Annotated in this window: 20 protein-coding genes and 1 riboswitch; of the genes, 12 read left to right on the top strand and 8 right to left on the bottom strand. The window is 65.1% G+C overall.

Annotated elements, in window-relative coordinates:
- The first annotated feature begins 9 nt into the window (after positions 1-9).
- Entirely contained in the window at positions 10-762 is a 753-nt protein-coding gene (locus FQU96_RS15095; protein WP_146542096.1) for an SDR family NAD(P)-dependent oxidoreductase, read from the top strand.
- Here the strand turns inward: FQU96_RS15095 and FQU96_RS15100 are convergent.
- Positions 716-1,639, bottom strand: a complete 924-nt coding sequence (locus tag FQU96_RS15100) for a LysR family transcriptional regulator (RefSeq protein ID WP_146542097.1) — start codon at positions 1,637-1,639, stop codon at positions 716-718. The genes FQU96_RS15095 and FQU96_RS15100 overlap by 47 nt on opposite strands.
- A gap of 196 nt (positions 1,640-1,835) precedes the next feature.
- On the opposite strand from FQU96_RS15100, the gene bla reads away from it, so the two are divergent.
- Together bla and FQU96_RS15110 are read left to right on the top strand one after the other, a co-directional pair.
- Positions 1,836-2,657, top strand: coding sequence for a class A beta-lactamase (bla, locus tag FQU96_RS15105; protein ID WP_255468356.1), 822 nt, complete (start codon positions 1,836-1,838; stop codon positions 2,655-2,657).
- 137 nt (positions 2,658-2,794) lie between these two features.
- On the top strand, positions 2,795-4,582 hold the full coding sequence (locus tag FQU96_RS15110; RefSeq protein WP_146542099.1) for an ATP-binding protein: 1,788 nt from the start codon (positions 2,795-2,797) through the stop codon (positions 4,580-4,582).
- 11 nt (positions 4,583-4,593) lie between these two features.
- Here the strand turns inward: FQU96_RS15110 and FQU96_RS15115 are convergent, their stop codons facing one another.
- Positions 4,594-5,478, bottom strand: coding sequence for a LysR family transcriptional regulator (locus tag FQU96_RS15115; protein WP_146542100.1), 885 nt, complete (start codon positions 5,476-5,478; stop codon positions 4,594-4,596).
- Positions 5,479-5,582: 104 nt separating this feature from the next.
- Between FQU96_RS15115 and FQU96_RS15120 the strand changes: the two genes are divergently transcribed.
- The 3 genes from FQU96_RS15120 to FQU96_RS15130 are packed head-to-tail and all read left to right on the top strand — an operon-like array spanning position 5,583 to position 7,540.
- Positions 5,583-6,218, top strand: coding sequence for a glutathione S-transferase family protein (locus FQU96_RS15120; RefSeq protein WP_146542101.1), 636 nt, complete (start codon positions 5,583-5,585; stop codon positions 6,216-6,218).
- 30 nt (positions 6,219-6,248) lie between these two features.
- Positions 6,249-7,172, top strand: a complete 924-nt coding sequence (locus tag FQU96_RS15125; protein ID WP_146542102.1) for a DMT family transporter — start codon at positions 6,249-6,251, stop codon at positions 7,170-7,172.
- 38 nt (positions 7,173-7,210) lie between these two features.
- The gene (locus FQU96_RS15130; protein WP_146542103.1) at positions 7,211-7,540 is read left to right on the top strand and encodes a multidrug efflux SMR transporter; all 330 of its coding nucleotides are present in this window, start codon (positions 7,211-7,213) and stop codon (positions 7,538-7,540) included.
- Positions 7,541-7,548: 8 nt separating this feature from the next.
- On the opposite strand, the gene FQU96_RS15135 is transcribed toward FQU96_RS15130, so the two are convergent.
- Both FQU96_RS15135 and FQU96_RS15140 read right to left on the bottom strand, forming a co-directional pair.
- Entirely contained in the window at positions 7,549-9,006 is a 1,458-nt protein-coding gene (locus FQU96_RS15135; RefSeq protein WP_146542104.1) for a M81 family metallopeptidase, read from the bottom strand.
- Between the two features lie 9 nt (positions 9,007-9,015).
- Positions 9,016-9,999, bottom strand: a complete 984-nt coding sequence (locus tag FQU96_RS15140) for a TRAP transporter substrate-binding protein (RefSeq protein ID WP_146542105.1) — start codon at positions 9,997-9,999, stop codon at positions 9,016-9,018.
- 95 nt (positions 10,000-10,094) lie between these two features.
- Here FQU96_RS15140 and FQU96_RS15145 point away from each other — a divergent pair, with 95 nt between their 5' ends.
- Together FQU96_RS15145 and FQU96_RS15150 are read left to right on the top strand one after the other, a co-directional pair.
- Positions 10,095-10,580, top strand: a complete 486-nt coding sequence (locus tag FQU96_RS15145; protein WP_146542106.1) for a YajQ family cyclic di-GMP-binding protein — start codon at positions 10,095-10,097, stop codon at positions 10,578-10,580.
- Positions 10,581-10,764: 184 nt separating this feature from the next.
- The gene (locus FQU96_RS15150; RefSeq protein WP_146542107.1) at positions 10,765-11,301 is read left to right on the top strand and encodes a cold-shock protein; all 537 of its coding nucleotides are present in this window, start codon (positions 10,765-10,767) and stop codon (positions 11,299-11,301) included.
- A gap of 4 nt (positions 11,302-11,305) precedes the next feature.
- Here the strand turns inward: FQU96_RS15150 and FQU96_RS15155 are convergent, their stop codons facing one another.
- From FQU96_RS15155 to FQU96_RS15165, 3 genes are all read right to left on the bottom strand, one after another.
- Entirely contained in the window at positions 11,306-12,274 is a 969-nt protein-coding gene (locus FQU96_RS15155; RefSeq protein ID WP_146542108.1) for an ABC transporter substrate-binding protein, read from the bottom strand.
- 27 nt (positions 12,275-12,301) lie between these two features.
- A complete protein-coding gene (locus FQU96_RS15160; protein ID WP_146542109.1) occupies positions 12,302-13,048 on the bottom strand; it encodes an ABC transporter permease in 747 nt (248 codons plus the stop codon).
- Positions 13,045-13,893 (bottom strand): ABC transporter ATP-binding protein, encoded by an 849-nt coding sequence (locus FQU96_RS15165; protein ID WP_146542110.1) that lies wholly within the window; start codon positions 13,891-13,893, stop codon positions 13,045-13,047. The genes FQU96_RS15160 and FQU96_RS15165 overlap by 4 nt, the downstream gene beginning before the upstream one ends.
- Positions 13,885-13,990, bottom strand: a riboswitch (TPP riboswitch). Its footprint overlaps the gene before it by 9 nt.
- A gap of 97 nt (positions 13,991-14,087) precedes the next feature.
- Between FQU96_RS15165 and FQU96_RS15170 the strand changes: the two genes are divergently transcribed.
- A complete protein-coding gene (locus FQU96_RS15170) occupies positions 14,088-14,471 on the top strand; it encodes an SgcJ/EcaC family oxidoreductase (protein WP_178130524.1) in 384 nt (127 codons plus the stop codon).
- A gap of 2 nt (positions 14,472-14,473) precedes the next feature.
- Positions 14,474-14,992, top strand: a complete 519-nt coding sequence (locus tag FQU96_RS15175; RefSeq protein WP_255468359.1) for a DUF192 domain-containing protein — start codon at positions 14,474-14,476, stop codon at positions 14,990-14,992.
- A gap of 9 nt (positions 14,993-15,001) precedes the next feature.
- Here FQU96_RS15175 and FQU96_RS15180 read toward each other — a convergent pair whose 3' ends face one another.
- Positions 15,002-15,688 (bottom strand): hypothetical protein, encoded by a 687-nt coding sequence (locus tag FQU96_RS15180; RefSeq protein WP_146542113.1) that lies wholly within the window; start codon positions 15,686-15,688, stop codon positions 15,002-15,004.
- Positions 15,689-15,883: 195 nt separating this feature from the next.
- On the opposite strand from FQU96_RS15180, the gene FQU96_RS15185 reads away from it, so the two are divergent.
- Together FQU96_RS15185 and FQU96_RS15190 are read left to right on the top strand one after the other, a co-directional pair.
- Positions 15,884-17,008 (top strand): aromatic ring-hydroxylating dioxygenase subunit alpha, encoded by a 1,125-nt coding sequence (locus FQU96_RS15185; protein WP_146542114.1) that lies wholly within the window; start codon positions 15,884-15,886, stop codon positions 17,006-17,008.
- A gap of 108 nt (positions 17,009-17,116) precedes the next feature.
- A complete protein-coding gene (locus FQU96_RS15190; RefSeq protein ID WP_146542115.1) occupies positions 17,117-19,204 on the top strand; it encodes a TonB-dependent receptor in 2,088 nt (695 codons plus the stop codon).
- Positions 19,205-19,220: the final 16 nt, after the last annotated feature.

Below are 19,220 nucleotides of genomic sequence, written 5' to 3' on the forward strand. Positions count from 1 at the left end.
AGGAAACACATGACACGCCCATTGGACGGCAAGGTTGCGCTGGCGACGGGCGCCGGCAAGAACATCGGCCGTGCGATTGCGCTGGGCCTGGCGCAGGATGGCGCATCGGTGGTTGTCAACGGCCGGTCTGATCGTGCCGCCATCGATGCGGTGGTGGGCGAGATCACAGCGGCCGGTGGCAAGGCGATGGGGTACATCGCCGACGTCGCCGATCCGCGCAGCGTGGAGCAGATGATCGCGGCAGCCGTCGATGCTCTGGGTGGCCTCGACATCGTCGTCAGCAATGCCGGCTTGCGCCGGCAGACCGCGCTGTTGGAGATGTCCTACGCGGAATGGCGCGAGATTCTATCGGTTGCCCTGGATGGCGCCTTCATTCTCGCCAAGGCCGCTGCGCCGCACCTGATCCGACGCGGCGGTGGTGCGATCGTGGCTCTGTCGGGTGTATCGGCACATGTCGGAACCCCCAACCGCTGCCATGTCTGCGCCTCCAAGGCGGGCCTGGAAGGGTTGATGCGGGCGCTCGCCATCGAGCTGGCACCTCATCGCATCACGTCCAACTGCGTGGCGCCCGGTGCGATCGACACGGTACGCGGTGCCGCGGCCGGCGTCTTGCCCGGCACCCTGACCGATCGGACGATCCCGCTGCAGCGCAAAGGCACGGTCGAGGAGATCGCCGCCATGGTGCGCCTGCTGGTCGGTCCCGACGGTGGCTATATCACCGGCCAGACGATCCACGTGAACGGCGGCGCGTTTTTGACGTGACCGGTTCGGGCGCGGCGACGGACTGCAGCAGCCAGTCCTGGAAGGCGCGCATGGCCTTGGTCTGCTGCTTCGACTTGAGCCACGTCAGCCAGTAGGCACCCAGCGTGATCTCGACACCGAAGGGCCGCACCATGCGGCCTTGGCGCAGTTCGCGCGCGAACATCCGGACCGGCAGCAGCGCAACGCCGGCACCCTGGGCGGCGGCCTCGGCCATGGTGACCGATGAATCGAAAATGGCGCCGCGTACGACCGGGCAGGGGACGCCGGCCGCCTCGAACCAATGCGCCCATTCATCGGCGCGGTACGAGCGTAGCAGGGTCTGGCGTGCCAGGTCCGCCGGGCGCCGCAGTTTTTTCGCGATGTCGGGTGCGCAGACCGGCGACAAGGGCGCCGTGAACAGAGGCGCTGCCTCGGTACCATGCCAGGATCCGTCGCCGAAGCGGATCGCGTAGTCCAGGCCTTCGCCCGCGATGTCGACGCGGTTGTTGTTGGTCAGCAGACGCAGGTCGACATAGGGATGGATATCGCAAAATTCCTTCAGTCGCGGCAGCAGCCATCCGGTGGCGAACGTGCCGACCGTTCCGACGGTCACCACGTCGCGAAAATGTCCGTCCTCGAACCGTTCCAACACGGCACGAATGCGGCCGAAGGAATCGGCGAGAACAGGGATCAGGGCCTGGCCTTCGTCGGTCAATGCGAGGCCGCGCGGTAATCTCCGGAACAGGCGCAGACCCAAGATTTCCTCGAGGCTGTTCACCTGGTGACTGACGGCAGCCTGAGTGACGCGCAGCTCCAAGCCGGCCTTGGTGAAGCTGAGATGACGGGCTGATGCCTCGAAGGCGCGCAACGCGTTCAGGGGAACATGGGAGTTCAACATGGTGCCTTGTCCGGGCTGAGAACGGAGACCCAAATTTTCCTAGTGGGTCGCCGGATTTATCATCGTTTGTCAATGACCATCTCCGCCGACATTTTGCGCCCGCCAGTAACGGAGAGTAGCGATGATCACACGGCGTCTTTTTTCGGCGGCAACATGCGGTGGCTTTTTCGGCACTGTCGCCGCGGGCAGGGCAGGCTTGGCGCGTTCCGCGGGTGGTTTGTCCGGCAGGCTGGCCGGCGACCTTGCGAAGCTCGAAGCTGAAAGCGGGGGGCGGCTGGGAGTCGCCGTCATCGACACGGCAAGCGGCATCCAGGTCGGGCATCGCATCGACGAACGGTTCCTGATGTGCAGCACATTCAAACTGCTGGCGGCTGCCGCCGTCCTGGCGCGTGTCGATGCCGGCAAGGAGAAACTCGACCGCCGCATTCGCTTCGAGAGCGGCGATATCCTGCCGTATTCACCGGCGACCAAGGATCGCGTCGGCGGCATGGGCATGTCGCTGGCGGAGTTGTGCGAAGCGGCCATGGTGTTGAGCGACAATACGGCGGTGAACCTGATGATCGCCACTTTCGGCGGCCCCCCAGGACTGACGGCGTATGTGCGGTCGCTCGGTGATACGGTCACGCGCCATGATCGTAGTGAACCCGGTCTCAATGACGCGGATGGCGTGCTCGATACGACCACCCCCGCGGCCATGGCGGCCAATATCCGCACACTCGTCCTGGGAACGGCGTTGTCGGAAGCATCGCGCCAGCAACTGACGGCGTGGATGATCGGCAACAAGACGGGCGACACGCGGCTGCGCGCCGGCCTGCCCAGGGATTGGCGCATCGGCGAGAAGACTGGATCGGGCAAGGGGACGAGCAATGACATTGGCCTGGGCTGGCCGCCGGGCCGTGCGCCCGTCATCATGGCTGTCTATCTTACCGGCACGTCGGCCAGCGCCGAGCGGCAGCACGCGACGATCGCGGGTGTCGGGCGTGCGGTTGCGGCCGCATTGGAACCGCTGGCACGCTGAAGCGTAGGGATTTCGCGCCACGGTGCATCGGCAGGACCGGCGGCCGCTCCGCCGGTCCGAGCGTATTTTCGAGTGGTATATTAGGCTAGTTCTATTTTAAGATGTAGGCATTACTTGAATGATGATGAGGGAAGCGCATGGCGGCTTCTCACAACGCGCTCGATTTTCGCGCTCTGTTTGAAGCTATTCCCGGACTGTATCTGGTTCTGCGCCCCGATCTCCGGATCGCCGCGGTCAGCGCCGCCTATCTGGCGGCGACGATGACGCGGCGCGAGGAGATTCTCGATTGCAACATTTTTGACGTCTTTCCCGACAATCCCGATGACCCGATGGCCACTGGGGTCAGCAACCTGCGTGCTTCGCTGCTGCGCGTGATCGCGGACCGCGTGCCCGACACCATGGCGGTGCAGAAATACGATGTGCGCCGCCCGGTATCGGAAGGTGGCGGTTTCGAGGAACGCTACTGGAGCCCGGTCAATTCACCCGTCCTCGATGAGGCAGGCGACGTTGTCTGGATCATCCACCGCGTCGAGGACGTTACCGAGTTCGTTCGGGCGCAGCAGCAGGAACTGGCTCAGGAGCGCCGGACCCAGGATTTGCAGGAGCGCGCCGAGCGCACCGAAGCAGAAGTCTTCCGCCGGGCGCAGGAACTGCAGCGCAGCAATCGTGCGCTGCGCGAAAGCGAAGAGCGGCTGCGTCATCTCAACGAGACCCTCGAGCAGCGTGTGCTGGAGCGGACGCAGCAACTGGAGACCGAAGTTCGCGAGCGGGAACGCGCGCAGGAGGCGTTGCGCGAAACCCAGAAGCTCGAGGCGATCGGTCGGTTGGCGGGTGGCGTTGCCCACGACTTCAATAACCTGCTGACCGTGATCGAAGGCACGGCAGAGCTTCTGCTCGACCGCCTTCAGTCACCCGAAGACGTACAAGCCGTGAACACGATCGAGCGCGCGGCCGAGCGCGGTGCGCGACTGACCCGCCAGCTGCTGGCTTTTTCGCGCCAGCAAGCGCTGCGGCCGGAGCGGGTCGATTTACGATCGCGGGTCCAGGACATCACGGAACTGCTGCAACGGGCGCTACGGGGTGATATTCGCATCGTGTTGACGTTGGCCGATGATCTCTGGCCGATCTGGTGCGATCTTGGCGAGCTGGAACTGGCTCTGCTGAACATCTGCGTCAATGCCCGTCACGCGATGCCGAGCGGCGGTCTGGTGCGCATCGACGCCATGAACATGACACTGCCGGACGACGGTGAGACGGACATCGGGCTGGTCGGTGATTTCGTGTCGGTCGGCATTACCGACACCGGTACCGGAATCGATCCGGCGGCCCTGGCCCACGTGTTCGAGCCGTTCTTCACGACCAAGGAGATCGGCAAAGGCACTGGCCTGGGCTTGAGCCAGGTCTATGGCTTCACGCAGCAGGCCGGCGGGCTGGCGACCATTCGCAGCGAGCTCGGACAGGGCACCACGGTTACGCTGCTGCTGCCGCGTTCGACACAGGCTGAGGCGGCGGGCCCGGGGCAGGCACCCCTGCGGCTACGCCACAGCACCGGCACGGTTCTCCTCGTCGAGGATGACGATGATGTCGCGAACGTCGCCACGCGCATGCTGCGCTTGATCGGCTATCAGGCACAGCACGTGCACGATCCGCGCACGGCACTTGCCTTGTTGCTGAGCGGCCAGCGGTTCGGCCTGATATTCACCGACATCGTGATGCCCGGCGGCATGAGCGGCCTGGAGTTCGCGCGCAAGGTTCGCCAGCACTTTCCTCAAGTTCCGATCCTGCTCACCAGTGGCTACAGCCACGCTGCCGCCGACGTGCTCGAAGAAGGCTTCATCGTTCTCTCCAAGCCCTATCGGGCCGATTCCCTGTCGGAGGCCATCCGGCAGAGCCTTGCGCGCGATCGCCAGCAGCATCTGGCTTAACGGCGGAACGGTTATTTGCCTTCCAGCCGTCCGCGACGGCGTACGAACGCCTGAGCCATGAACTCGGTGAAGGCGCGCACGCGGGCGGTGCGCCGCAGGTCCTCGTGCGTCAGGATCCAGAGCGCCGAGGATGGAGGAATGCCAGGATCGCCAAGCCGCACCAGGCCGGGTGACAGGTCGCCGAGATAGCGGGGCAGGGCGGCGAGCCCCAGGCCGGCCGTGGCAAGGTCGCGCAATGCCAGAAGCGAGTCGGCGCGGCCGGCAACCGCGACATCGGGCATTTCCCGTCGGAACCAGCGCGCGGCGACTGTACCGGCAAGGCTGTCGTCGGGAAGCAGCCAGGCGTGGCTGTGCCAGCTCTTGCGGGGCGCCGGGGTGCGATCGAGGTAGGCGCGGCTGGCATAGACGCCGTAGGCGATGGCGGCGATGCGGCGGCCGACCAGCGTCTGCGGCGGGTCGACCGCGGTGCGGATCGCCACGTCGGCATCACGCTTGGTCAGGTTCAGCATCACGTTCGAGACGCCGACTTCGACGACGATACCCGGATGGGCTGCCCGAAACTCGCTCAGCATCTCGGGCAACAGTGATGCCATCAGCGTGTCGGCGGTCGTGACCCGCAAACTTCCCGACAATCGCAGATCCTGCCCTGCCAACCGTCGTTCGAGGCCGGTCACGGTGGTATCGATCTGCCGCGCGGCGTCGATCAGCGCTTCGCCGGCTTCGGTCGGCACGTAACCCGACGGCAGTCGTTCGAACAATCGCACACCGGCTGCGTCCTCGAACGCCGCGATGCGGCGCAGGACCGTGGTGTGATTGACGCCGAGCGCGCGTGCCGCGCCAGCCAGCGTGCCCTCGCTGCCGACCGCGAGCACGTAGCGCAGTCCATCCCAGTCCATGACCGACCTGTGCGTTTATGCAGTGACAGACTGCATATCGACAGATGGCCGTGCGTACAAGCACATCCTATCTGGGTCCTCGAAGGAACTCAGAGGATCCAGTGATGAACCCTATCGAGCTTTACACGTACCAGACCCCCAACGGCCACAAAGCCTCGATCATGCTTGAGGAAACCGGCCTGCCGTACCGCGTGCATGTCATCGACATCGAGGCGGGTGACCAGCATCGTCCGGACTTCCTGACGCTCAATCCCAACAACAAGATTCCGGTCATCGTCGATCCGGATCGCCAGCGCACCGTGTTCGAGTCCGGCGCCATCCTCTTCTACCTGGCCGATCGCACCGGTGTGCTGCAGCCCCGGACCGACGATGAGCAGCTGACGACGCTGCAGTGGACATTGTTCCAGGCCGCCCATGTCGGTCCGACCTTGGGCCAGCTCTGGAACTTCAAGATCTTCGCGACCGAGAAGATCCCGTCCGTCATCGCGCGCTTCGAACGCGAAGCGCAACGCGTCTTGGGTGTGCTCGACCGGACACTGGCACAACGTGCCTATCTGGTGGGCGACTACGGCATCGCCGACGTGATGACATGGCCCTGGATCCATGCCGCCGTCGCCAAGATCGGTGTCCCGATCGATGCCTTTTCCCACCTGTCGCGCTGGTACGCCGACATCGCCCAGCGGCCCGCCGTGCGGCGCGGCCTCGAGGTGCCGCGCCTGTCGCACGAGCATGCCGCCTAAGACCGAACAACGTCGTCAAGGAAATCGACCATGGAAAACCTGCTCATCCCCGCCTCGCTTGTCGCCGGCGCTTTGCTCGCAGTCCAGGCGGGTGCCAATGCCCAACTCTCGAAGGCGGTCGGCAGTCCGTTCGGGGCCACCGCGATCCAGCTCTCGGTTGGCACGATCGCGCTCGCGGTCATCGCCGCGCTGACCTGCACCTTGGGTACGCTGCTGGCGCTGGGTGACGCGCGCTGGTGGCACGTGCTGGGTGGCACGGCGTCGGCGTTCTACGTGGTGTCGACGATCCTGCTCTTCCCGCGGCTCGGTGCGGTAGTGAGCGTCGGGTTGTTCATCGCCGGCCAGATGCTGGCCTCGCTGGCGCTGGATCACTTCGGCCTGTTGGGCGTACCGATTGCGCCGCTGGGCACATCGATGATGATCGGCGGACTGGCCGTGCTGGGTGGCGCCGCGGCCATCGTCCTGGGACAGCAGGGCGCGGCATCGACACTGTCGGCCTCGAAGCTCGGCTGGGTTGCGCTGGCGTTGGCGGCTGGTGCTGTGCTGCCGGTCCAGGGCGCCGTCAACGCGCTCCTGCGCGCCCAGATCGGTGCCCCGTTCGCCGTCGGTACGGTCAGCTTCCTGGTGGCGGCGCTGTCGATGATCGTCGTGCTGCTCCTCGCCATGGCCGTGCTCAAGGCACCGGCGCCGGGCCTGGGTGGCATCGTGCGCATGCCGTGGTGGGGCTGGTTGGGCGGCTTCGCGGGCGCGATCTACGTCACCACCGTTTTCGTCGGCATGCCGGTGATCGGTGCGTCGGCCGTGGTTGGGTTCACCGTTGCCGGCCAACAGGCCGCCTCGGTCCTCGTCGACCGCTACGGCTGGTTTCGCCTGCCTCGGCGCCCAGCCTCCAGCCTCCGCCTCGCCGGTGTGATCGCGCTGCTCGCGGGCGTCGCCGTCATCAAGGGCTTTTGATCCGCCGTGCACAGGCCCGTGTATCCAAGGAGTATGTCATGTCCAATTCTGTCGCCTGGTTGTTCCTGGTCCTGTCGGGGATTGCCGATGTCGTCTGGGCCGTCGCTACCAAGTATGCGGCGGGCTACACCAGACTCGGCTGGACCGCGGTCTCCGTGGTGGCGCTGATCGTCTTCCTGGGCCTGCTGACGCAGGCCCTCAAGATCCTGCCACTGGGGACCGCCTACGCGGTATGGACCGGCATCGGTGCCGTCGGTTCGGTGCTCGCCGGCCTGCTGCTGTTCGGCGAGGCAATGACCGCAGCGCGTCTGATGGCCATCGTCGCGATCGTGGGTGGTGTCGTCGCGCTCAAGGTTTTGCCGTCATGAACGCGCCGTTAGCCGGCGAACGGATCTTCGACCTTCGGCCAGAAGGGCGTCGTGCGCTTGGTGTAGGGCAGGCGCGTATAGGCGGGCTCGGCGCCGCCTGGTGTGGTGACGTAGAGCGTTTCTTTCGCGATCGGCGCGAAGCCGTTGTAGAAATGCTGCGCCGACTTCACCACCACCAGCCGATAGCGGGTCGGATCGATACCCAGTGCCCGGAACGCATCGGCATGCAGGGTTTGCGTGCGGAGGTTGTTGACCACGATGTCCGCCAGGTCGGACGACAGCCACACGAGATCACCCAGCGGCGACATTACGGGACCATAGGGCTGCTGCACGCCATAGGCGATCTGGCGCACCGTGACACGCAGGTCGACGGGATCGCCGCTCACCTTGCCGCTCTTGCCGCCCAGCCGCATGTCGAGCGTCGCGCCGACTCCGGCCTCCTCCGCGATCTGGAAGGCGATGGGATCCCACATGACACCGAACAGCGTAGGACCGGCGCGCCGGTCGAGGATACGACGCAGGAGGAACGTCGAATCGCCGGGTGCGCCGCTGCCCGGATTGTCGGCGCGATCGGCCAGCACCACGGTGCCTTCGTTGTGGGCGCCGGCTCGGTCGAGGGCTTCGTCCGGCGTCAGGAAGCGCGTGATAAAGTTGTGGCGATCGGCAAAGAGTTCGCGGCCGAGTTGGGCTGCGAGGCGTTCGGCTTTGCCGATATCGCCGTCGCTCACCACCAGCATGCGGGTGCCGACATCCTCGACATCGGCAAAGGCGAAACCGTGCGCCATCGAGACCGAGAGGATGCCATCCTTGCCCTCGAAGGACTTCATGCGGGCAACGAAGCTCTTCATGGGCTCGACGGGCGTGCGGTAGGACCCCATCATCCGGCAGTCATAGCGCGCCATGACGGGACGGACCCGGTGCTGCGCGGCGTCGGCGCAGATCGCGAACAGTTCGGCTGCCCTATCCATCGGGTCGATGTGTGGGTATTCCTTGTAGATCACGATCGCTGTGGCATCACGGATCATCGCCGCGCTGAGGTGACAATGCAGGTCGAGCTCGGCGCCCACGACGACATCGGGGCCGACGATCTGCCGCACGCGGGTCAGGATATCGCCTTCGCAGTCGTCATAGCCGTCGGCGACCATGGCTCCGTGCAGGTTCAGCAATACGATGTCCAGCGGCAACGCTTGGCGGATATCGGCCAGGATTTCGTCGCGGAATCCTTCGTAGACGGCGCGTGATGTGATTCCGGAAGGTGCCGCGAACGTGAACAGTCCTTCGATCGCCGTCCAGCCGCGTCCCTCAGTCTCGCGGCGCCAGACATGCAGCGGCCCCGACATCGACCCCGGGGGATGACGCGTGGCATCGCCGCGGAAGATGCCGAAGGTGGCAAAAGCACGGTGACCGGTCGGGAAGGGGACAAAGGCATTGGTTTCGGTGCCGAAACCGGCAATGAAGACACGCATCGGTTCAACTCACTTTTCCACGGTCGCCAGCAGGCGGGCGCGCTCGGGGCCTACCTGCTTTTTCCAGGCGTCGATGGCATCGCGGGCGCTGCGCGCAAACAGCGCCCGTAGTTCGGGGGTTAGTGCATCGGCCTTGGTAATGGTGACGCCGTTCTCGGCCATGCGGGCATAGTTCGCGGCAAGCCGCGTTTCCAACAACTGCCATTGCCGGGCTTCGGTCGCCTCTGCCGCGCGGTCGACGGCGGTGTGGAGATCATCTGGCAACGCCTTGAAGTACCCGGCGTTCACGATCGCGAGACTGAGCGGCACCGCATAGTTGATCTCGGTGAAATGCCGCAGGTGCTCCCACAGGCGGCGGCCGGCGCCACCGTCACCGGACGACAGGACGGCGGCAATCGAACCGTCGACCAGCTTGGGCATGGTGTCGGTGAACGACAGGTTGGCTGGATGGGCGCCGGATGCGGCGAGAACCTGGGCGCTCGTTGCGTCATATGTTCGGATGGCCAGGCCGGCCAGGTCGGCCGGGGCGATAATGGGTTTCTTGGCCCATAGCCCGGAAGGGGGCCATGGCGTCGCGAAGAGCAGGACCTGCCCCTCCTGCGCTAGGCGTTCGGCGTAGGCTACTCGTGCTGCCGCATAAAGACGACGTGCGTCCGCTTGGGTGGCGGCCAGAAATGGCAGGGACGACAGCAGGAACAGCGGATCGAACTGGCCCAGGCCGCCGGCGAAGGCGTCGGCGCCCATGACCCGGTGGTCGCTGATGGCTGTTGGCACGTCGGCCGACTTCAAGGCGGCGTCGAACGACACGTTGACGGCAATCCGGCCACCGCTTTCACGCGCCAGGGCGTCCGCGAAGAAACGCAGCCCCTCGCCTGACATCGACGTGGCCGGGTATTCCGTCGACATCGACCACGTGGTGCTGCGCGCCTGTGATGCCCGGATGGGCAGGGTCGTGGCAGCCAGCAATCCCATCACACGGCGACGCGAGATCATCGGCTCTTCCCCCGTTGTTGTGCCGGCAGCGTAGCGGCGTCCCGCAACGGTTGCTAGGATCGTACCGTTCCCTGTTGCAGAGAGCTGCCAGCGCCATGCCGTCGTTCGATATTGTTTCCAAGACTGACCTGGCCGAGGTCGACAACGCCCTCGATGGTGTTCGCCGCGAGATCGGCACGCGTTTCGATTTCAAGGGCAGCAAATCGACCCTGGAGCGCAAGGACGATGCCATCACCATCATTGCCGACGACGAGATGAAGCTGCGCCAGGTGCAGGAACTGGTGCGCGGCTATTTCGTGCGCCGCAAGCTCGACCACAAGGCGCTCGATTTTGGCGAGTCCGAGCGCGCGTCCGGCAATTCCGTACGCCAGATCGTGACCGTCAAGCAGGGGATCGATCGCGACCTTGCCAAATCGGTCGTCAAGGCGGTCAAGGACTCCAAGCTGAAGGTCCAGACCGCTATCCAAGGCGACGAACTGCGAATCACCGGCAAGAGCAGGGATGATCTGCAGGCTGCGATCGCCCTGGTGCGGGGCCTTGATGTCGATAGGCCCGTCCAGTTCGTGAATTTTCGGGATTGATGTCACCGGCGCGGCGCAAAACGCCATGCCCGTGCTCCCATGGCTGCGCGGTAGTGTCGAAACCTTCTGTATACGGTGTTGCTTTACGTCGAGAGCCTTGCCGTGTGAAATTGAGACTGTTCCCGCGCCGTGGAATCGGTGTTAGGGTTCATTAGGGGACAAGAAAAAAGTGGGATCGGCCTGTATGACGACCCAGGCAACAGGGCAAGGCAGCAGTGCTCCGGAGACGGTTGAGTTCCGTGGTCGAGTGAAGTGGTTCAACGCCACCAAGGGATTCGGGTTTGTGACAACCGAATCGGGCGGCGGCGATGCGTTCCTTCACATCACGGTGCTTCGACAGGCCGGGCATGAAGATATTGCGCCCGGCGTGACCCTTGGCTGCCATGCCACCAAGGGACCCAAGGGGTTGCAGGTGATGCGCATTACGTCGGTGGACCTCAGTACCGCCGGCCCGATGCCACGCCCGGAAGCGCCACAGGCGCCGACTGCCAGCGAGACATCGGAAGACGAAGCCGACTTCGTCGTCGGCTTGGTGAAGTGGTACAACGCCGAGCGCGGCTACGGTTTCGTGTGCCCGCAAGCCACCGACAAGGACGTCTTCGTGCATGCCGCGACCTTGCGACGGCACGGTATCGAGAGCCTGACCCCCGGCCAGACCGTGCGCGTGCGCGTCACGACCGGCCCCAAGGGATTGCAGGTCGCCGAGATCCGGTTGTCGTAGCGCATCACTTGATCTCGCGAACGTAACTGTCCACCGGCACGTCGCGCTTGATCAGGCCGCGGGTCTTGAGAAACGCCGCGAAGCGCTCGTAGCGGGCACGATCGAGGCTGGCGGGATCGGCCGCCAGCAGCGGCAGCGTGTCCTTCCACGCCCGCCGATTCAACTCATTGGCGATTTCCTTGCCGCCGTACTTGGCGAATTCCGCCCAGGCCGCATCGGGATTGGCGCGCAGCCAAACCGTGGCCTCGCGGATCGCGTCCAGCAGGCGACGCATCTTTCCAGGGTCGAGACCGTCGCGACGGGCCACCAGGATCAACTCGTCGTAAACCGGCACGCCATGGTTCTCGACCAGGAAGGCGGTGCCCTTGAGCTGGGCGATGTCGAGGTCGTTGAGCTCGAAGTTGCGGAAGGCGCCGATCACTGCATCGACCTGCTTGGACTTCAGCGCCGTGGTGAGATTGAAATTGACGTTGATCAGGGTGACATCCTTCAACGTCAATCCGGCGGTTTCGATCATCGCGGCAAGGATCGCGTCCTCGAAGCCGGCCACCGAGTAGCCCACCTTCCTGCCTTTGAGGTCGGCGAGGGTCTTGACCGGACCATCGGCCAGCGAAACCAGGGCGTTCAACGGCTGTGCCACCAGCGCACCTATGCGGACCAGCGGCAGGGCTTCGCTGGCGCGTTCGGGGGCCACGAACATTTGAAGCTGCGGCTGATAGGATACCGCAATGTCACCCTTGCCGGCGGCGACCAGCTTGGGCGGCGCGCTGGGATCGGCCGGTACGATCAGGTCCACATCGAGATTCTGCTTGGCGAAAAAGCCTTTGGTCTTAGCGATCACCAGCGCTGCGTGATCGGGGTTGAGGAACCAGTCCAGCAAGACGGTGAGCTTGTCTGCCGCCGCCGCGGGCCGGGCCGCGATGATGGCGCCGAGAGCCAGGCCGGCCAGCGTTTGTCGGCGATTGAGGATCATGGCTGCTCCTTGTTCGTTGAAAGCTGCTCAAGAAGTGTGCGGTACCCATGGCATCGCGCGACGCAGCAGGGCGTCCGCCAGGAAGTAGAGCGCGACGCCGATGAGGCAGAGCATCACCAGCGCGGCGAACGCCAGCGCCGTCTGACCGCGGGCAAGCTGTTGCATCATCAAGTAGCCCAGGCCGGCGCTGGCGCCGACCCATTCGCCGACGATGGCGCCGATGGGCGCGACGACCACCGCCACGCGCACGCCGGACGCGAAAGCCGGCAACGCTGCGGGCAAGCGAATGCGCATCAAGGTCGCTCGTGGCGGAGCGCCCATGATCTGGGCCAGGTCGAGCCAACCGGGATCGACACGGCGCAGCCCGTCGTAGAACGCGCTGGCGACAGGGAAGAAGATGATCAGCGTCGCCATCGCGATTTTCGAGGCCAGCCCATAGCCCAGCCACAAGACCAGAAGGGGCGCGATGGCGAACACGGGCACCGCCTGGCTGATCACCATCAGGGGCAGCCCCCAGGCCCGCAGGCGAACCGAGCGTGCCATCGCCAAGGCGGCACCGCCGCCCAGGATGACCCCCAGCACCAGCCCGATGATGATTTCCATCAGCGTCCACGCCGCGTGCTCGGCCAGCAGATCGCTGCGGTCCATGAATTCCAGTGCTACGACGCTGGGCGGCGGCAGGATGTAGTGCGGGATATCGCCCACCCACACAGCGGCCTCCCACAGCGCCAACAGCCCGGCGGCAATCAGCAGGGGGCGGAGCGATCCGGTCACGACGCACCTCCAGCCGTTGCATCGGCCAGGCGCCGCAGCAATTCGGCCTGCGTCGCCAGCACACCGGGATCGGTCGCCGCTCGTGGCACGGCCCCCTGAGGTTCCCAGGCGGTGTCCAGTGTCGCCGGCGCGCCCGCCATGACATGGATGCGATGGCCCAGACGTGCCGCCTCCAGCGGATCGTGCGTCACCAGCAGCACGGTGCGGCCGACCAGCAGGCGGGCAGCGAGGTCCTGCAGCTGCAGGCGGCTGATCGCATCGAGGGCGCCGAACGGCTCGTCCATCAGGACGACAGGCCGGTCCTCGACCAGGGTACGCACCAGGGCGACGCGCTGGCGCATGCCGCCGGACAAGGCGTCGGGCCGTGCCGTCAGCCGATCGCCGAGGCCGACGTCCTGGAGCAACGCTGTGGCCCGCTGTCGGGCCTGAGCACGCGCCGCGGCATCGCCGCGCAGCCGTGGTCCCAGGGTCGCGTTGCCCAGAACGTCAAGCCAGGGCAGCAGCAGATCGGTCTGCGCCATGTAGGCGATGCGTCCGGTTAGTGCCTGCCCATCCGATGTCGTCAGCACCGTGCCATCTTCCGGCGCCAGCAGGCCGGCAATCATGCGCAGCAGGGAGGTTTTGCCGACACCGGACGGCCCCAGCAGACAGGTGGTACGCCCCGCCGGCAGCACCAGCGTCAGCCCGTCGAACAGCGCCGTGCCTTCGAACAGCACACGGGCGGCACTCAAGCGGATGGCCGGCGCCGCCGGCAGGCCGGTCGGCGCCGTTCCCGCGTCGCGTGCGAGGCCTTCAGGGTAATGACTGGAGGACGCCCCTGTCGGAGCGGCCGTGATCGACGACATGCTCACCCGTCCCTACGCCGGTGCGAACCGGATCAGGTTCCAGGGGTCGTCCTGTCAGACCTCTCAGCCGCCTGTCGCGGCTCCCCCCGGTGACAAGGTGCGATGATGGCGAGGTGTCGTGCATGCTGCAAGCGGCTTTCTTTTTGCCATCTCTCCCCGCTACCATGCGCGCCGTCCAGCAGAGGAGGGTGCTCATGGCGGTGGTGATGCGGGTCGAGGACATGGCCGGCGCGTTCGCCGAGGCATTCTCCGCCGGCAACCTGGATTCCCTGACCAGCCTTTATGAGGAGAACGCCGTGCTGGCGCCGCAGCCTGGCGCGCGCGTGGTCGGCAAGGCGGCCATCCGTGAGGCCTTCGCCCGCATGACCGCGCAGCGGCCACGCATGACCATGACGGCGGCCATGATCATGGAACGCGATGGACTGGCGCTCGTGCGCCACGACTGGGTGCTGACCGGCACCGATGCCGCGGGCAAGCCGACGGAGCGCAAAGGGACCAGTGCCGAGGTTTTGCGGCGTCAGCCCGATGGCCGGTGGCTCTATGTGCTCGATCACCCGACCGGGGTGGACAAGGTATGACGGTGAGCGCCGTGCGAAGCGATGCGTTGGTCGCGGTCGGACGACGGGTGGTCGCCGGCCTGTTTGCTCTTCTGGTCTTTGCCAGCATGGTGCCCGTTGCCGTGGCGCAACCGGCGCCGCCGGCGGTGGCGTTCGAGAAATCGAGCCTCGTCATCGACACTGCCGCCGGCGAGCAGAAATTCGATGTCGAGCTTGCGCTGACGCCCGAACAGCAGCAGCGCGGCCTGATGTTCCGCCAGAAGCTCGGCGTGCATGAAGGGATGCTGTTCGATTTTGTCCGCACGCAGCCGCTGTCGTTCTGGATGGCCAACACGCTCATTCCGCTCGACATGCTGTTCATCAACGCCGACGGCACCATCGCGCGCATTCATGCCAACACCGAACCGCTGTCGACCCGTAACATCGACAGCGGTTCGCCGGTGCGCGCCGTGCTGGAGATCAACGGCGGCGCCGCCCGCATGCTGGGAATCAAGCCCGGCGACACGGTGCGCCACGCCGTGTTCGGCAACGCCAAGCAGTAACTGCTTGTCTCAGCGGCGGAAGGGCGGGGTCACGGCGGCTCCGGGCGTCTTACTGTAGGGGCCTGACTGAAACACCTTGGGGCCGACTGGCGACCATTTGATGCGCAGGATGTAGTCCCGCGGCGGCCCCACGCGCAGGACGCGCGCCAGATTGTTGGCCAACCGCAATCCCGTGACGTCGCTGGCGTACTTCTTGTTGGCGTCAACGATGTCGTTGAAGACGAACACCAGGTTGTTGAATGTGACTGTGTAGACCCCCTGGGCCGGGGCCAGCCGCGTGGCCATCAGATTGCCTGTCACCTGGAAATCGCCGGCGCTCTTGTTGGAGCCGTGAAGCACGGCATAGCCCGTGCGGTAGCCACCCGTGCTGCTGCCGACTTCGGCGTGGAACGTGAGCTTGAAGGGGCGCGATAGGCGGCCGTTGTTGGCAGCGACTTCCGCCGCGAGAGAGTCGGCGTAGGCGCTGAGTTGCGTATCGATATGCCGGGCGAGGTTGGCTTCCGCCCGCATGTAGTTGGCCCATTTCGGGTTGTCGAACGTCACCTCGCCGTTGACTTTGCCCTCGAACCAGAGATCGAAGATCTCGCGGGCGTATTCGTCCAGATATTCCCTGATACCGGCGAGCATCGTTTGTGCCGTCGCGACATTCGCGACCTGCTCGAGGCTGGGTGAGAAAAGACGGGCAGGAATCGCCAAGACGGTCTCCATTGGTGGGCGGAAGTGTGCAAATCACCCCGCCGCGTTATGGCGCCCGCATCTAACAGAAATTATTTGAGCGGTCACTCTCTTTCTTTGCCGATTACGGATGAATGGGGTTCACCGATGGGCGGCTGCGTTTCGCTTGCTGGTGAAGCGGTGCGACCCGATCCTTCGATCACGAGGAGGAACACCATGACGATCCTGATGAGCGACCAGAAGGTGACGCAGCGCATTCTCGAGCATATCGAAAAGGGCACTACCGATCTCAGCGACGACATCTGGCGGGAGCCTGTGGCGAACTATCGGTCGGGGGATCGGCTGGCTGCCGAAATTAACCTGCTGCGGCGGCTTCCGGTCCCGTTCTGTCCCTCGGCCGCGCTGGCGGAGGCGGGGGCCTACATCGCGCGCGAGGCCGCCGGCACGCCGATCATCGTCGTCCGCGGCCAGGATGGCGCGGTCAGGGCGTTCCGCAACGCCTGTCGCCATCGCGGCATGCTGGTCGCGACAGGCTCCGGATGCACCAAGGCCTTCGTCTGCCGGTATCACGGCTGGACCTACCGGCTTGACGGCAGCCTCAGCCACATCCCGCACGAGTACGGTTTCCCCGATCTCGACAAGGCGACGCACGGCCTTGTCTCCGTGCCTGCGGTCGAACGATCTGGATTGGTGTTCGTGGCGCAGGACGGCGACATCGACAACGCTGGCGTACTGGACACGTTGCCCGACCTGATCGGGCCGCAGCAGAAGATCTTTGCCAGGACTGAAAGCGAAACCGAAGCCAACTGGAAGATCGTGGCTGAGGGCTTTCTCGAGGGCTATCACATCCGCTCGACCCACCGCGATACGTTCTATCCCTACGGATTCGACAATCTCAACGTGATCGAGCAGTTCGGCCGCAACAGCCGCGTGACCTTCCCGTTCCGACGCATCGCGAAGCTGGCGGACGTGCCGCCGGAACGCCGCCGCGTCGACGGGTTGTTGACCTACGTCTACCACCTGTTTCCCAACGTGATGATCGCAGTGCTGTCGCAGCACACCAAGGTGGTCCTTCTGGAGCCGGTGTCCATCGACCGCACGCGGTTGATCACGTTCGCACTGTCGAATATCGGCAGCAGCGACAGCGAGCAGCAGGAGGCCGTGGCCCGCGACGCCGCCTTCGTCGACCAGACCGGCGCTGCCGAGGATCGTGACGTGACCTGTGCGATTCAGCGCGGCATCGGCAGCGGTGCCAACACGGTCTTCACCTACGGACGCTTCGAGGGTGCGATCGCGCATTTCCACCGCTCGCTCGATGCAGCATTGGCGACGGGATCCTAGATCTCGTCGCTGAAGTGCAACGAAGTTCGTTGCTGTGACTGGGTTCCTTTGTCGGAAAATTGACAGTAGCCTCCCTCAGCATGTTGGGGTGCGTTGGGGGTAGAGGGAATGAATTGCGGGGAGTCGCGCCGCCATGGTCGTTGGGCGGCAGCCACGGTCGTTTTGTTCGTTGGTTGTGGTGGCGCATTCGCGCAGCAGTCTCCAGAAAACCCGAAGCCGCAGGAGTTGCCGCGCACGGTCGTCACGGCGCCGCGGCCGGCCGAGGCGCAGCCGGTTGACGCTGCCAGCGAGCGCAGCATATCGGGCGAGCGCACGCTGTCGCGTCCGACAGCGCGACCTGGCGAAGCGTTGGAGGTGACACCCGGCCTGATCGTCAGCCAGCACAGCGGCGAGGGGAAGGCCAACCAGTACTACCTGCGCGGCTTCAACCTCGACCATGGCACGGACCTTGCGATCACCCTGGACGGCATGCCGATCAACATGCGCACGCATGGCCACGGCCAGGGCTACGCCGACATCAACTTCCTGATCCCCGAACTGCTGCGCAGCGTCACCGTTCGCAAGGGACCGTACTTCGCCGACGAAGGTGATTTTTCGTCGGCTGGCGCGGTTCACCTGGCCTATGCCGATAAGCTCGATCGCAGCCTGCTGCAGGCCACGGGCGGTAGCTTCGGTTACTGGCGTGGGCTTGGCATGACATCGTTCGCGGTCGGACCGGGCACCGTGCTGGCCGCCGGTGAGGTCACCTTCTACGACGGGCCATGGAAGGTCGACGACAACGTCCGTAAGTTCAATGCCGTGGCGCGCTACAGCCAGGGGACGGACGATAACGGCTTTGCCATTGCCGCGATGGGCTATCACAACCGGTGGACCGCGACGGACCAGATCCCGGCTCGTGCGGTGTCATCGGGGCTGATCAATCGCTTCGGCTCACTTGATCGCACCGACGGCGGCATTTCCAGTCGGTTCAGCCTGTCGGGGCGCTGGAGCCGATCGGATGACGACAGCAGCAGCCGGATCGAGGCCTATGCGATCCGCAGCACGCTGAACCTGTTCAGCAACTTCACCTTCTTTCTCGACGATCCGGTCGATGGCGATCAGTTCCGGCAGCGCGACAAGCGCACCATCCTGGGCCTGAATGCGAGTCATACCTTCAAAGGTCGCCTGGGCGACCGGCCAACGGAGACCCGGATCGGCTTCCAGGGCCGCTTCGACGACATTCGCGTCGGCCTGCTCAAGACCCATGAACGCAAGACGCTGTCGACCGTTCGGGAAGACCGGGTGAAGGAGTCCAGTCTCGGCTTCTATATCCAGAACGCCACGCGCTGGACGGACTGGCTGCGCACGAGCGTCGGTGTGCGCGGCGACTATTTTGATGCCCAGGTGCGCAGCGATACGCCGGCCAACTCGGGCAAGACGCACGATTTCATCGCCAGCCCCAAGGCGGGCCTGGTGCTGGGGCCGTTTGCCAAGACCGAGCTGTTCCTGAACGGTGGTTTTGGATTCCACAGCAACGACGTACGGGGTGTCACCATCTCGGTCGATCCAATCGACAAAGTGTCGCCGCAGTCGCGCGTGCCGCTGCTGGTGCGCTCCAAGGGGGCCGAGATCGGCGTGCGCACCCAGGCGCTGAAGGGGCTCGACAGTTCGCTGGCGCTCTTCGTGCTGACCTTCGATTCCGAGATCCTGTTTGTCGGCGATGCCGGCACGACCGAGGCAAGCCGCCCCAGCCGGCGTGTCGGCATCGAATGGACGAACCACTACCAGGCTATGCCGTGGCTGGCGCTGGATCTTGACGTCGCCGTCACGCGCGCGCGTTTCACCAATCGCGATCCGGCCGGCAAGCGTATTCCCGGCGCGCCCGGTGTCGTGATCTCGGCTGGTGTCGAATTGGGCGAGGACCTGGGTTGGTTCGGCGCCCTGCGGCTGCGCTATTTCGGGCCGCGTCCCTTGATCGAAGACAACAGCGTGCGTTCGCGATCGACGACATTGGTCAGCGGGCGCGTCGGCTATGCCTTCGATAATGGTGTTCGCGTTCAACTCGATGTCTTCAACCTGCTGAACAAGAAGGCCAGCCAGATCGACTATTTCTATGCCTCGCGCCTGCAGGGCGAGGCCCCCGACGGCGTCGATGACCGCCATTTCCATCCCGCCGAGCCACGTGCCTTCCGTCTCACCTTGGCCAAGGTATTCTAAACCTGGCCCCTGGCCC

It is taken from the genome of Reyranella sp. CPCC 100927 (assembly GCF_007859315.1).
In the GTDB taxonomy this organism is placed as follows: domain Bacteria; phylum Pseudomonadota; class Alphaproteobacteria; order Reyranellales; family Reyranellaceae; genus Vineibacter.

What these genes read in the sequence shown, in the direction of transcription:
- FQU96_RS15135 (WP_146542104.1), bottom strand. Translation starts at nt 9,006, where the DNA reads ATGCGTGTCTTCATTGCCGGTTTCGGCACCGAAACCAATGCCTTTGTC.
- FQU96_RS15145 (WP_146542106.1), top strand. Translation starts at nt 10,095, where the DNA reads ATGCCGTCGTTCGATATTGTTTCCAAGACTGACCTGGCCGAGGTCGAC.
- FQU96_RS15125 (WP_146542102.1), top strand. Translation starts at nt 6,249, where the DNA reads ATGGAAAACCTGCTCATCCCCGCCTCGCTTGTCGCCGGCGCTTTGCTC.
- FQU96_RS15155 (WP_146542108.1), bottom strand. Translation starts at nt 12,274, where the DNA reads ATGATCCTCAATCGCCGACAAACGCTGGCCGGCCTGGCTCTCGGCGCC.
- FQU96_RS15095 (WP_146542096.1), top strand. Translation starts at nt 10, where the DNA reads ATGACACGCCCATTGGACGGCAAGGTTGCGCTGGCGACGGGCGCCGGC.
- FQU96_RS15120 (WP_146542101.1), top strand. Translation starts at nt 5,583, where the DNA reads ATGAACCCTATCGAGCTTTACACGTACCAGACCCCCAACGGCCACAAA.
- FQU96_RS15170 (WP_178130524.1), top strand. Translation starts at nt 14,088, where the DNA reads ATGGCGGTGGTGATGCGGGTCGAGGACATGGCCGGCGCGTTCGCCGAG.
- FQU96_RS15165 (WP_146542110.1), bottom strand. Translation starts at nt 13,893, where the DNA reads ATGTCGTCGATCACGGCCGCTCCGACAGGGGCGTCCTCCAGTCATTAC.
- FQU96_RS15185 (WP_146542114.1), top strand. Translation starts at nt 15,884, where the DNA reads ATGACGATCCTGATGAGCGACCAGAAGGTGACGCAGCGCATTCTCGAG.
- FQU96_RS15150 (WP_146542107.1), top strand. Translation starts at nt 10,765, where the DNA reads ATGACGACCCAGGCAACAGGGCAAGGCAGCAGTGCTCCGGAGACGGTT.
- FQU96_RS15115 (WP_146542100.1), bottom strand. Translation starts at nt 5,478, where the DNA reads ATGGACTGGGATGGACTGCGCTACGTGCTCGCGGTCGGCAGCGAGGGC.
- FQU96_RS15140 (WP_146542105.1), bottom strand. Translation starts at nt 9,999, where the DNA reads ATGATCTCGCGTCGCCGTGTGATGGGATTGCTGGCTGCCACGACCCTG.
- FQU96_RS15110 (WP_146542099.1), top strand. Translation starts at nt 2,795, where the DNA reads ATGGCGGCTTCTCACAACGCGCTCGATTTTCGCGCTCTGTTTGAAGCT.
- FQU96_RS15130 (WP_146542103.1), top strand. Translation starts at nt 7,211, where the DNA reads ATGTCCAATTCTGTCGCCTGGTTGTTCCTGGTCCTGTCGGGGATTGCC.
- FQU96_RS15190 (WP_146542115.1), top strand. Translation starts at nt 17,117, where the DNA reads ATGAATTGCGGGGAGTCGCGCCGCCATGGTCGTTGGGCGGCAGCCACG.
- FQU96_RS15100 (WP_146542097.1), bottom strand. Translation starts at nt 1,639, where the DNA reads ATGTTGAACTCCCATGTTCCCCTGAACGCGTTGCGCGCCTTCGAGGCA.